Below are 12,990 nucleotides of genomic sequence, written 5' to 3'. Positions count from 1 at the left end.
CTACAGTGGCTCAGTAGCCCATTATCCACGGACTGTGCATAACCCTGTGGATTATCCGGGGTCCAGTGCGCTGGATCGGCCCGTGCGGCTGCAGGTAATGAAGGCAAGCAAGTTTGAGGAACTGATTGATGACAGTAGACGAAGCCAACCAAGCCAACACTGTCGGAAGTTCCTGGCGGCGGGTCGTAAGCCTGCTGGAGAACGATCACCGTGTGTCACCCCGGCAGCGTGGCTTCGTCATCCTCGCCCAGGCCCAGGGCCTGATCGGTTCCACCCTGCTGGTGGCCGTGCCTAATGAACTCACCCGCGAAGTGCTGCAGACGCAGGTCAAGGAAGCCCTCGACGACGCCCTCCGGAGAGTGTTCTCCGACGAAATCCGTTGCGCGATCGACGTCGACACCGATCTGGTGCCGCTCCACACGGAGCCGGAGCCCGCCGTCGAGCTGTCCCTGGCGGCCGATCCCTCGGTGGAGCTGAAGCCGCAGCCGATGCTGCCCAGCACCTCCCACGAATTTGGCCGGCTCAATCCAAAGTATGTCTTCGACACCTTTGTGATCGGTTCCTCCAACCGCTTCGCCCACGCCGCGGCCGTCGCGGTTGCCGAAGCGCCCGCCAAGGCCTACAACCCCCTCTTCATCTACGGTGATTCGGGACTCGGCAAGACCCACCTGCTCCACGCGATCGGCCACTATGCCCGCCGGCTCTACAGCGGGATCCGGGTCCGGTACGTGAACTCCGAAGAATTCACCAACGACTTCATCAACTCCATCCGTGACGATGAAGGCACCAGCTTCAAGACGACCTACCGCAACGTGGACGTCCTGCTCATTGATGACATCCAGTTCCTGGCCGGCAAGGACCGGACGCTGGAGGAGTTCTTCCACACCTTCAACGCCCTGCACAACAACAACAAGCAGGTGGTCATCACTTCCGACCAGCCGCCCAAGCTGCTCGCAGGCTTCGAGGACCGGATGAAGTCACGGTTCGAATGGGGCCTGCTGACGGACATCCAGCCGCCGGAACTCGAAACCCGGATCGCGATCCTTCGCAAGAAGGCCCTCAGCGAGGGTCTGTCCGCCCCCGACGATGCGCTGGAATACATCGCCTCGAAGATCTCCAGCAACATCCGCGAACTCGAGGGCGCGCTGATCCGCGTCACGGCCTTCGCCAGCCTCAACCGCCAGCCGGTCGACGTCGCCCTGGCCGAGATGGTGCTCAAGGACCTCATCACCGATGACGGGGCCCAGGAAATCACCTCCGCGCAGATCCTCACCCAGACCGCCGACTACTTCAAGCTCAGCATGGAAGAACTCTGCAGCAAGTCCAGGACCAGGACCCTGGTGACCGCCCGACAGATCGCAATGTACCTGTGCCGCGAACTCACCGACATGTCCCTCCCCAAAATCGGGCAGGAGCTCGGCGGCCGGGACCACACCACGGTCATCCACGCAGACCGCAAGATCCGTGAGCTGATGGCAGAGCGCCGAGTGATCTACAACCAGGTGACCGAGCTGACCAACCGGATCAAGCAGCAGCAGCGTAATTCCTGATCTGATTCCTGACCTGACCAGCCGCGCACTCCTACCTTATTAACAGGCACCTGTGGACAAGCCTGTGGATAGTTAAGGGGACAACTGCGGTTAATGGGCTTAAAACCCTTAAGGCGCCTGTGGATCAGCGGCACGGCCAAAAATGTTATCCCCATCCACACCCTGTTTAAAACCTGCTCCACCCACAGTCCATGAACAGGGCTCAACCCCGGAATCGCACCGCCAAACAGGGTTATCCACAGTATCCACAGCAGTTATTAACACTACTAATCCCTAGAAAATGAAATTCCCTCAAATAACAACTTCGATCGACACCCGCAGACAGCCAGGACCGTCCCGGACCCCCGGCCGGAAACCAGCACCGGGCCGGCTGGGCCGAACCACACGGATGTAACCCGGGGATGGGAGAATCACACTTCTTGCGGCTAAGCTGTCTGCAGTGTGTCCGTCCTGGACATCTTTTGTGATTCCCTGCCGGGCCCATGGCCCGGCAAACAGCGATGACAGCAGCAATGAAAGGCGGCACCCTTCCGTGAAGTTCAGAGTCGAGCGGGACGTCCTGGCAGAAGCCGTGACCTGGGCCGCCCGGTCGTTGTCTCCGCGGCCGCCGGTACCCGTCCTTTCCGGCCTGCTCCTCAAGGCCGAAAACGGTACCGTCAGCCTCTCGAGCTTCGACTACGAAACTTCCGCCAGGCTTGAAATCGCTGCTGACATCACCACCGAGGGCACAATCCTGGTCTCGGGACGCCTGCTGGCCGAAATCTGCCGCAGCCTGCCGTCCGCACCAGTCGACATCGAAACCGAGGGAAACAAAGTCACCCTGAGCTGCCGGCGAAGCAGCTTCCACCTGGCCACCATGCCGGAAGCCGAATACCCGCCGCTGCCGGCGTTGCCGCCAATCAGCGGCACCGTCCCCGGCGACTCGTTCGCCCAGGCTGTGTCCCAGGTGATCATCGCGGCGAGCAAGGACGACACCCTGCCGATCCTCACCGGCGTGAGGATGGAGATCGAAGACGACCTCATCACACTGCTGGCCACCGACCGCTACCGGCTCGCCATGCGCGAGGTTCCGTGGAAGCCCGTCACCCCGGGCATCTCCACCAGCGCACTGGTCAAGGCCAAGACGCTCAACGAAGTCGCGAAGACCCTGGGAGGAAGCGGCGACATCAATCTTGCCCTCGCCGAAGACGACAGCCGGCTTATCGGTTTCGAAAGCGGCGGCCGCACTACGACGTCGCTTCTGGTTGACGGGGACTACCCCAAGATCCGCTCACTCTTCCCCGAATCCACCCCGATCCACGCGACGGTGCAGACCTCGGAACTGGTCGAGGCCGTGCGCCGCGTCTCGCTCGTGGCCGAACGCAACACCCCGGTCCGGCTCGCCTTCACCCAGGGCCAGCTGCACCTCGACGCCGGAACCGGCGAAGACGCGCAGGCCTCGGAAGAACTTGAAGCCCAGCTCACCGGCGATGACATCACCGTTGCCTTCAACCCGCACTATCTGATCGAGGGCCTGAGTGTCATCGAGACCAGGTTTGTGCGTTTCTCCTTCACCAGTGCCCCCAAGCCGGCCATGATCACGGCCCAGCAGGAGGCCGACGGCGAGGACCAAGGCGATTACCGTTACCTCGTCATGCCGGTCCGCCTGCCCAACTAGCCGGCAGCTGTTTCCGTTGATTTTATGGAGCAGCTGGGCCCCGCTGGCTGACGCCATCCCTTGAAACACCCCAGCGCAGAAATGAGTTCATCTAAGTGCACATCGGACTGATCGGCCTTGGAAAAATGGGTTTCAACATGCGCGAACGGCTGCGCAAGCGTGGAATCGTCGTCACCGGTTTTGATCGCAACCCCGAGGTTACCGACGTCACGAGCGTGGACGAACTGATCGCCGCCGTGCCTGCCCCGCGTCTGATCTGGGTGATGGTGCCCGCCGGCGAGATCACCGACGCCGTGATCACCGAACTCGGCGGCAAGCTCGACGCCGGCGACCTGGTTATCGACGGCGGCAACTCACGCTTCACGGAGGACCAGAAACACGGGGCTGCACTGGCGGAAAAGGACATCCGTTTCGCCGACTGCGGGGTGTCCGGCGGCGTCTGGGGACTGCAGAACGGCTACGGGCTGATGGCCGGCGGCGACGCCGCGGACATCGAACGGGCGATGCCGGTTTTTGACGCCCTTCGCCCCGAGGGTGACCGCGCCGACAGCTTCGTCCACGTCGGCGGGACCGGCGCCGGCCACTACGCCAAAATGGTCCACAATGGCATCGAATACGGGCTCATGCAGGCCTACGCCGAAGGTTACGAACTCCTGGCCGCCAAGGACATCGTCACCGACCTTCCCGGCACGTTCCGGGCCTGGCAGAAGGGCACCGTCGTCCGGTCCTGGCTGCTGGACCTCATGGTCAAGGCCCTCGATGAGGACCCCGGCCTGGAATCGATTGACGACTACGTCGAGGATTCCGGTGAAGGCCGCTGGACGGTGGAAGAGGCCATCGCCAACGCCGTGCCGGCCCCGGCCATCACGGCAGCACTCTTTGCCCGATTCTCCTCCCGTGAGGACAACTCCCCGGCGATGAAGATGGTTTCCGCGCTGCGCCACCAGTTCGGCGGGCATGCCACCCGCCCGGCCAAGTAGTCCTGCCCTGAAGTCCTGAACCCGGCGTGTACCTAGAACAACTTTCGCTCACAGATTTCCGCAGTTATGAACAGGTGGAACTGAGCCTGGAACCCGGGGTTACGGTGCTGGTCGGCTCAAACGGCATCGGCAAAACCAACCTGATGGAAGCCATCGGCTACCTGGCCACGCTCAGTTCACACCGGGTCAGTTCCGATGCGCCGCTGCTGCGGTTCGGCACTGAACGGGCCGTGATCCGCGCGAAACTGGTCCGCGGCGAACAGTCAACCGTGCTCGAACTGGAAATCAACAGTTCCCGCACCAACCGCGCCCGGATCAACCGCAGCAATCCGGTCCGGGCCCGGGACATCCTGGGGATCTGCCAGACGGTCCTGTTCGCTCCGGAGGACCTGGCCCTGGTCAAGGGCGATCCGTCCAGCCGGCGCCGTTTCCTCGATGAGCTCCTGGTCAGCCTCATCCCGCGGCACGCGGCCACCCGAAGCGATTACGACCGGGTGTTGAAGCAGCGCAACGCGCTGTTGAAGTCCGCCCGCGCCGGAAAATTCAGCACGGGGCATGAGGCCACCCTGGATGTTTGGGACCAGCACATGGCCCGGGCGGGCGCCGAGCTGCTGCATGCTCGGCTGGAACTGGTGGAACGGCTCCGGCCGCACCTGAGGAACTCCTACGCCCAACTGACTGATCGGTCCAAGGAAGCGGGAGCCATCTACCGCTCCACCCTGCAGGGTTCCGTGGAGGACGACGGCACGGCTCCGGCCGCCGCCTTGCGTGGCGGATCCGGGTCCGGTTCTGCCGCTGGCCCCGACGCCGCCGAGGACCTCCGGCTGCTCTCCGTCGACGAACTCACCGAACGCTACGTCCAGGCCTTCGCCTCCTCACGGCGCAAGGAATTGGACCGCGGAATCTCCCTCGTCGGCCCGCACCGCGACGAGCTCGAGCTGGTCCTGGGCGAGGCCCCCGCGAAGGGGTATGCCTCCCATGGTGAAACCTGGTCCATGTGCCTGTCCTTGCGGCTGGCCTCGTACTATGTGATGCTCGACGACGCCCGCACCGGCGGATCCGCCCCGATCCTGATCCTGGACGACGTTTTTGCCGAGCTTGACGTCCAGCGGCGGCGTAAACTGGCCGCAATAGTATCCGGGGCCGAACAGGTGCTCGTGACTGCCGCCGTCGAGGATGATATCCCGGCCGAACTGGCCGGGCGGCGGGTGAAGGTAATCCCGGGAGGAATCGATGAACGGGAAGATCGATGAATAAGGATACCGACGGCGGACTGCAGCCGGGCCGCGATCCCGACGACATCGACGCCGCCCAGTCGGCCCTGAATAGGATGCGCGAGGCGGCTGCGTCCCGCGGCGAAATCCGGCGCAAGGCCCCGCCGCGGCCAGGCAGCACCCCGCAGAAGACCGGCCGGAGTTCCGGCAGCACCCGCGGCTTCGGACAATTCCACGGCACCGGCCGGGACCCGATGGGGCTCGGCAAAGTGGTGGGCCGTCTCGTCGCGGAGCGCGGCTGGAGTTCCCCGGTCGCCGTCGGGTCGGTGATGGCCGAGTGGGCAACACTCGTGGGACCGGAGATTTCCGCCCACTGCACCCCGGAGAGTTTTACCGACACGACCCTCCACGTCCGCTGTGATTCCACCGCCTGGGCAACACAGCTGCGCCTGCTCAGCCTGAGCCTGTTGGAAAAATTCCGCACCGAACTCGGCGGCGGCGTCGTGACCAAGATCCAGGTCCTCGGACCTGCCGCGCCGAGCTGGCGCAAGGGTGGTCGGACCGTCAACGGACGCGGCCCCCGGGACACATACGGGTAACTGCGGATGGCGCTGCCCTGGGGTCCGCGGGCCCCGGCAGCGCCGGATCTGAAGCACTCCTTGCAAAAGTCTTGAAAAAACGGCAAACGGCGTGTAGGGCGCTCAGACGCGCCGGTGTCGTATAGGAACCCGCATCCGGTAGTCCTGGAGCCTTGCAGGTGGAGCCTGTGGCCTCCCAGCGGTACTTTCCTCCCCGTTTGGCCCGCTGGAATGCGGGTTTAGCCCCTATAGCACGGTAGAATCGTGGAAGATAACTGGGCGCCGGTGAAACGTTGACTGAGTCCGTTTCCGACGCAATATCCGCGTGCGGTAGACGGATCCTCGAGCCAGCATTACCACCGGTGGCATCAGTGACGTGCCCGTTGGCTGTGGCTGTTTCCTCCGGGAAGGGGCAACGGCCGGCCTATAACGAAAAAGAGGAGTCGAAAGCGCCTGTGGCTAACGACAATGCAGAGATCCCGGCAGTGGAAACAGTAGGGGCGGGAACGGCGGACACCCCGCCGGAAGCCGCAACTCCCCACGGCTACGGCGCCAGCGACATCACGGTGCTCGAAGGCCTGGAAGCTGTCCGGAAGCGTCCCGGCATGTACATCGGTTCCACCGGGCCGCGCGGTTTGCACCACCTGGTCTATGAAGTTGTGGACAACTCGGTGGACGAGGCCCTCGCCGGGTACTGCACCCACATCGAAATCGTGCTGCAGGCGGACGGGGGGGTCAAGGTGGTCGACAACGGCCGCGGCATTCCCGTTGACATGCACCCGACCGAGCACAAGCCCACCGTGGAGGTCGTAATGACCATCCTGCACGCGGGCGGCAAGTTCGGCGGAGGCGGCTACGCCGTATCCGGCGGCCTGCACGGCGTGGGCATCTCCGTTGTCAACGCCCTTTCGAGCCGCGTCGACACCGAGGTCCGCCGGCAGGGCCACGTCTGGCGGATGTCCTTCGCCGACGGCGGCAAACCGCAGGGCGGCCTGGTCCGGGGTGAAGAGGCAACTGAAACCGGCACCACCCAGACGTTCTACCCGGATGCCAGCATCTTCGAGTCAACGGATTTCGATTTCGAAACGCTCCGCGCGCGCTTCCAGCAGATGGCCTTCCTGAACAAGGGACTGCGGATCACGCTCACCGACGAGCGGCGCGCCACTGAGGAACCGTCCGCCGACGCGGACCTGGACCTCGACGCCGTACCGACCGAAGGTGAGGTCCCGGCCGAGTTCCACACCGTCGTCTACCAGTACGACGACGGTCTGCTGGACTACGTGAAACACCTCAACTCCGGCAAGAAGGTCGATGTGGTCCACGAGGACGTCATCGCGTTCGAAACCGAGGATAAGGAACGTCACATCGCCCTGGAAATGGCGATGCAGTGGACGAACGCCTACTCGGAGAGCGTCCATACCTACGCCAACACCATAAATACCCACGAGGGCGGCACCCACGAAGAGGGGTTCCGCGCCGCAATGACCTCGCTGATCAACCGCTACGCGCGGGAGAAGAGCATCATCAGGGAAAAGGATGACAACCTCACCGGGGACGACATCCGCGAAGGCCTCACGGCCGTCATCTCGGTCAAGCTGGCCGAGCCGCAGTTCGAGGGCCAGACCAAGACTAAACTCGGCAACTCCGAGGTGAAGGGCTTCGTCCAGCGCGTCGTCACGGACGGACTGGGCGACTGGCTCGAACGCAACCCCGGCCCGGCCCGCGACGTCATCCGCAAGGCCATCTCGGCGGCCCAGGCGCGGATGGCAGCGCGCAAGGCCCGCGACAACGCCCGCCGCAAGAGCCCGCTGGAATCCTTCGGCATGCCCGGCAAACTCTCCGACTGCTCCTCGAAAAACCCCGAGAAGTGCGAGGTCTACATCGTGGAGGGCGACTCCGCCGGCGGCTCGGCCAAACGCGGCCGCAACCCGGAAACCCAGGCCATCCTGCCGTTGCGCGGCAAGATCCTGAACGTGGAACGGGCCCGGCTGGACAAGGCCCTCGGCAACACCGAGGTCCAGTCCATGATTACCGCGTTCGGTACGGGGATCGGCGAGGACTTCGACCTGAGTAAACTGCGCTACCACAAGATCGTCCTCATGGCCGATGCCGACGTCGACGGCCAGCACATCACCACCCTGCTGATGACCCTGCTGTTCCGCTACATGCGCCCGCTGATCGAGAACGGCTACGTCTACCTCGCGCAGCCTCCGCTGTACCGGATTAAGTGGTCCAATGCCCCGCACGACTACGTCTACAGCGACCGGGAACGCGACGCGCGGCTGCTGTCCGGTCAGGCCGCCGGCCGCCGCATCCCCAAGGACAACGGCATCCAGCGCTACAAGGGCCTCGGCGAGATGGACTACACGGAACTGTGGGACACCACCATGGACCCCGATCACCGCACCCTGCTGCAGGTCACCATGGACGACGCCTTGGCCGCGGACCAGACCTTCTCCACCCTGATGGGCGAAGACGTCGAATCACGCCGAAACTTCATTCAACAGAACGCCAAGGACGTTCGGTTCCTCGATATCTAGCGGCCATAAGCCCTAAATATTCCCGAACCGATATATACCTGAAACGGAAAATATAGACTATGAGTGACGAAACACCAGAAGTTCCGGCTGGCATGGAGCCCGTTCTCGAGGGCACTGTCCTTGACACCGAGGTGCTGACCGACCGCGTCGAGCAGGTTGACCTGCAAACGGAAATGCAGCGTTCCTACCTCGACTACGCGATGGCCGTGATTGTGGGCCGTGCCCTCCCGGATGTCCGCGACGGACTCAAGCCGGTCCACCGTCGGGTGCTCTATGCGATGTTCGACGGCGGCTACCGCCCGGAACGGTCCTTCAATAAGTGTGCCCGTGTGGTCGGCGAGGTCATGGGCCAGTACCACCCGCACGGCGACACTGCCATCTACGATGCACTCGTCCGGCTGATCCAGGACTGGACCATGCGCTACCCGCTGGCGCTCGGCCAGGGCAACTTCGGTTCTCCTGGAAACGACGGCGCCGCCGCGCCGCGGTACACGGAAACAAAGATGGCCCCGCTGGCCATGGAAATGGTCCGCGACATCGACGAGGAAACCGTTGATTTCCAGGACAACTACGACGGCAAGAACCAGGAACCCACCATCCTGCCGGCGCGTTTCCCCAACCTGCTGGTCAACGGCTCCTCGGGCATAGCTGTCGGCATGGCCACCAACATCCCGCCGCACAACCTCCGCGAGGTTGCCGACGGCGTGCAGTGGTACCTGTCCAACCCGACCGCAAGCCGCGAGGAACTGCTCGAAGAGTTGATCGTGCGCATCAAGGGACCCGATTTCCCGACCGGCGCCACCATCCTGGGCCACAAGGGGATTGAGGACGCCTACCGCACCGGCCGTGGCTCGATCACCATGCGTGCCGTGGTCAGCGTGGAGGAACTCCAGGGCCGCACCTGCCTGGTGGTCACGGAGCTGCCGTACCAGGCCAACCCGGACAACCTGGCGATCAAAATTGCCGAGCTCGTCAAGGACGGCAAGATCTCGGGCATCGCGGACCTGCGTGATGAAACCTCGGGACGCACGGGCCAGCGCCTGGTGATCGTACTCAAGCGCGACGCCGTCGCCAAGGTGGTGCTGAACAACCTCTACAAGCACACCCAGCTGCAGGACAACTTCGCAGCCAACATGCTGGCGATCGTCGACGGGGTGCCCCGCACTCTGAGCCTGGATGCGTTCATCCGCCACTGGGTCACGCACCAGATGGATGTCATCGCACGCCGCACCCGGTACCGCCTCCGCAAGGCCGAGGAAGAAGCGCATATCCTGCGCGCCCTCCTCAAAGCGCTGGACGCGCTCGATGAAGTCATCGCGCTGATCCGGGCCTCAAACACCACCGAAGCGGCCCGCGACGGTCTGATGCAGCTCCTGGACATCGATGAGCTCCAGGCCCGCGCCATCCTGGACATGCAGCTGCGGCGGCTCGCGGCACTGGAGCGCCAGAAGATCCAGGACCGCCACTCCGAACTCGAAGCGATGATCACCGAGTACAACTCGATCCTGGCATCCGAAGAACGCCAGCGCGGGATCATCAGCACCGAGCTCGGCGAAATCGTGGCCAAGCACGGGGATGACCGGCGCACCAAGGTCCTGCTGGGCTTCGACGGGGACATGTCGATGGAGGACCTGATCCCCGAAGAGGAAATGGTCGTCACGATCACCCGCGGCGGCTACGTCAAGCGCACCCGCAGCGATAACTACCGCTCGCAGCAGCGCGGCGGCAAGGGCATCAAGGGCGCGCAGCTGCGCGGCGACGACGTCGTGGAGCACTTCTTTGTGACCACAACCCACCACTGGCTGCTGTTCTTCACGAACCTTGGCCGGGTATACCGGGCGAAGGCGTATGAACTCGTGGAGGCCGGCCGGGACGCCAAGGGCCAGCACGTGGCGAACCTGCTCGCGTTCCAGCCGGACGAGCACATCGCCCAGGTGCTGGACCTGCGGGACTACCAGCAATCGCCGTACCTGGTTCTGGCCACCAAGCGCGGCCTGGTAAAGAAGACCCGCCTCGAGGACTACGACACCAACCGCTCCGCCGGCGTCATCGCGATCAACCTCCGCGACGGCGATGAACTGGTATCCGCCCAACTGGTCTCGGAGACGGACGACCTGATGCTCGTCTCCCGCATGGGCCAGTCGATCCGTTTCACCGCGACCGACGAGGCGCTGCGACCGATGGGCCGGGCCACCTCCGGTGTCACCGGAATGAAGTTCCGTGAGGATGACGAACTGCTGGCTGCCGACGTGGTCACGGATGGCTCCTTCGTGTTCGTTGTGACCGAGGGCGGTTACGCCAAACGCACCGCGGTGGAGGAATACCGCCTGCAGGGCCGCGGCGGCCTCGGCATCAAGGTGGGCAAATATCAGGAGGAGCGCGGCCACCTCGTGGGCGCCCTGATCGTCCAGGAAGAAGACGAGGTGCTGGTGGTCATGGAAGGCGGCAAGGTGGTCCGTTCCTCCGTGGCCGGAGTACCGGCCAAGGGGCGGGACACCATGGGTGTCATCTTCGCCAAGCCGGACAAGAACGACCGCATCATCGAGGTGGCGCGCAACAGCGAACGGGGCCTCGAAACCGACGAGGGGGCCGAAGGCGAAGATACAGCCGAAGATAGAAATGACGCGGTTGAAAGTCAGTCATCGGCGGCCGATGACGTAACGTTGGCTGAAAATACCGGATCACATGAGGGGTCCGCAGAGGAAGAATCAGCACCGGCCCCGGAGTCAGATGAGTCATCAGGCAATGCCGAGCTGGACGAAGACAACACCGGAGGTAACGAGTGAGTAATTCCGACTCATATCCCAAGTCGAACAGCGGCGTTCCCGGCGGGGCGCGGCAGCCTGCCGCAGCGCCCCGGGTAGGTGCGCCGTCCCGTCCCGAGCAGCGGCCCGGGGTGGCAAGCGGCGCCACGGGCACGACACAGCGGCCGCAGGTGCCGGGACAGGGTCCCGCCCAGGGACGCCCGGTGACTCCCGGGCAGCGCCCCGCCACCCCAGGACAGCGTCCTGGCCAGAACGGTCCAGGTCAAAACCGCCCGGGTCAGAACACCACCGGGCTGATCAAACCGGCCCCCAAGGCGAAGGTCCGCCGCGCCCGCCTGCTGGTGAGCAAGGTTGACCCGTGGTCCGTGCTGAAGATGGCCTTCCTGCTCTCCGTGGCCCTGGGCATCGTGACCGTCGTGGCCGCGATAGTGCTTTGGACTGTCCTGGACCTGACGGGAATCTTCGACCAGGTCGACGGTCTGCTCGGCACCCTGGCCGGCTCCGAAGGCGGCGGCTTCGAATTGAAGAAGGTCGCCTCGCTGGGGCAGGTGGCATCCTTCGCGACCATCATCGCCGTCATCAACGTTGTCCTGCTGACTGCGCTCTCCATGCTCTCGGCCGTGCTGTACAACATCTCGGCCACCCTGGTGGGCGGCATCGGCGTCACCCTCACGGACGACTAAAACCTACAGTTTCCCCGGAATTTTCCCGGGGAAATGCCTCGATTTGAGATCGGGCCGGGATGTGCTGTAAAGTCGTATCTCGGCCCGATGAGGCATCGGGGCGTATAGCTCAGGCGGTTAGAGCGCTTCGCTGATAACGAAGAGGTCCCAGGTTCAAGTCCTGGTACGCCCACGGAATCTGTACGGATTCAAGTGGAGGTCCGGTTGATATTTGTTTATCGCCGAACCGGAACGGGGTGCATGTGAAGAAGTTGCTCGTTGTTGCAGCTACGATCGCAGGCGTCCTGCTCTACAGGAAAGTGCAGGAATCCGAGGCCCGGAAAACGGTCTGGAGTGAATCAACCGATACGGTTGACTAGCCCGGATTCCCGGATCGGGAGCCGGAAAACGGCTCACCGAACTAGGGTATGATAGTCGGGTTGCTTCTTATGGGGGCATGGCGCAATTGGTAGCGCACCTGCTTTGCAAGCAGGGGGTTCGGGGTTCGAGTCCCCGTGCCTCCACCATAGGAAAGGCCCCGGATCGCGGAAACGCGATCCGGGGCCTTTTGCATGTCCGGCAACTTTGCAGCCCATTTCAGGTCTGCTTCCGACGCAAAGCGGGGGCGCCGGCATCATTCCTTGGGCTTGGCGTAGTCGTCCATTCCCTGCCAGTCGATGAAGACGTACGGCTCGTCGCCGACGACCCACGCATCGTGCCCCGGCGGGATGATGCCGAAGTCACCAGGACCGAATTCGTTTTCCTCGCCGTTGTCCATCACGACTTTGAGGCGGCCGGAGATGGTGTAGCCCTTGTGGGCAACCATGCAGCTGTCTGTCTGGGCGATCGGCTTGACGTGCAAGGACCACATCCAGCCCGGCAGGAATGTCGCGCGTGCCACGGCACCGGCATCGAGATTAACGAGCTCCACCTGACCCATGCCGTCCTTGACGGGTCGGGTCTCCTCCGGATTGTCCAGGCTCTTGCGGACGGTTGAAGCCATGATGGTCTCCTTGTCAACGATGGTGAGACCGGATTTAAGAC

General features: G+C 63.7%; 10 protein-coding genes and 2 tRNA genes. 11 read left to right on the top strand and 1 reads right to left on the bottom strand.

Annotation, left to right across the window (positions count from 1 at the left end):
- Window positions 1-128: 128 nt before the first annotated feature.
- From dnaA to QK291_RS02580, 11 genes are all read left to right on the top strand, one after another.
- Entirely contained in the window at window positions 129-1,550 is a 1,422-nt protein-coding gene (gene dnaA / locus QK291_RS02630; RefSeq protein WP_282378832.1) for a chromosomal replication initiator protein DnaA, read from the top strand.
- Between the two features lie 532 nt (window positions 1,551-2,082).
- The gene (gene dnaN, locus QK291_RS02625) at window positions 2,083-3,207 is read left to right on the top strand and encodes a DNA polymerase III subunit beta (RefSeq protein ID WP_282378829.1); all 1,125 of its coding nucleotides are present in this window, start codon (window positions 2,083-2,085) and stop codon (window positions 3,205-3,207) included.
- Window positions 3,208-3,302: 95 nt separating this feature from the next.
- Window positions 3,303-4,187 (top strand): phosphogluconate dehydrogenase (NAD(+)-dependent, decarboxylating), encoded by an 885-nt coding sequence (gnd, locus tag QK291_RS02620; RefSeq protein ID WP_282378827.1) that lies wholly within the window; start codon window positions 3,303-3,305, stop codon window positions 4,185-4,187.
- Between the two features lie 26 nt (window positions 4,188-4,213).
- Window positions 4,214-5,440 carry a DNA replication/repair protein RecF gene (gene recF, locus QK291_RS02615; RefSeq protein WP_282378825.1) on the top strand — a complete coding sequence of 409 codons (1,227 nt, stop codon included), beginning with the start codon at window positions 4,214-4,216 and terminating at the stop codon, window positions 5,438-5,440.
- Complete coding sequence (locus tag QK291_RS02610) at window positions 5,437-6,000, top strand: DciA family protein (protein WP_282378823.1); 564 nt, start codon at window positions 5,437-5,439, stop codon at window positions 5,998-6,000. Before recF ends, QK291_RS02610 begins: the two co-directional genes overlap by 4 nt.
- A gap of 434 nt (window positions 6,001-6,434) precedes the next feature.
- Window positions 6,435-8,519 carry a DNA topoisomerase (ATP-hydrolyzing) subunit B gene (gene gyrB, locus QK291_RS02605; protein ID WP_282378820.1) on the top strand — a complete coding sequence of 695 codons (2,085 nt, stop codon included), beginning with the start codon at window positions 6,435-6,437 and terminating at the stop codon, window positions 8,517-8,519.
- Between the two features lie 59 nt (window positions 8,520-8,578).
- Complete coding sequence (gene gyrA, locus QK291_RS02600; protein ID WP_282378818.1) at window positions 8,579-11,305, top strand: DNA gyrase subunit A; 2,727 nt, start codon at window positions 8,579-8,581, stop codon at window positions 11,303-11,305.
- The gene (locus QK291_RS02595; RefSeq protein WP_282378816.1) at window positions 11,302-11,967 is read left to right on the top strand and encodes a DUF3566 domain-containing protein; all 666 of its coding nucleotides are present in this window, start codon (window positions 11,302-11,304) and stop codon (window positions 11,965-11,967) included. Before gyrA ends, QK291_RS02595 begins: the two co-directional genes overlap by 4 nt.
- A gap of 98 nt (window positions 11,968-12,065) precedes the next feature.
- A tRNA-Ile gene (locus tag QK291_RS02590) sits at window positions 12,066-12,139 on the top strand.
- Between the two features lie 70 nt (window positions 12,140-12,209).
- On the top strand, window positions 12,210-12,326 hold the full coding sequence (locus QK291_RS02585; protein WP_282378815.1) for a DLW-39 family protein: 117 nt from the start codon (window positions 12,210-12,212) through the stop codon (window positions 12,324-12,326).
- A gap of 71 nt (window positions 12,327-12,397) precedes the next feature.
- A tRNA-Ala gene (locus tag QK291_RS02580) sits at window positions 12,398-12,473 on the top strand.
- 107 nt (window positions 12,474-12,580) lie between these two features.
- On the opposite strand, the gene QK291_RS02575 is transcribed toward QK291_RS02580, so the two are convergent.
- A complete protein-coding gene (locus QK291_RS02575; RefSeq protein WP_282378814.1) occupies window positions 12,581-12,949 on the bottom strand; it encodes a cupin domain-containing protein in 369 nt (122 codons plus the stop codon).
- Between the last annotated feature and the right edge of the window lie 41 nt (window positions 12,950-12,990).

Source organism: Arthrobacter sp. AL12 (assembly GCF_029960645.1).
GTDB lineage: Bacteria > Actinomycetota > Actinomycetes > Actinomycetales > Micrococcaceae > Arthrobacter.
Note: the sequence above shows the minus strand (reverse complement) of the source record. Positions and strands in the feature narration are given on the sequence as shown.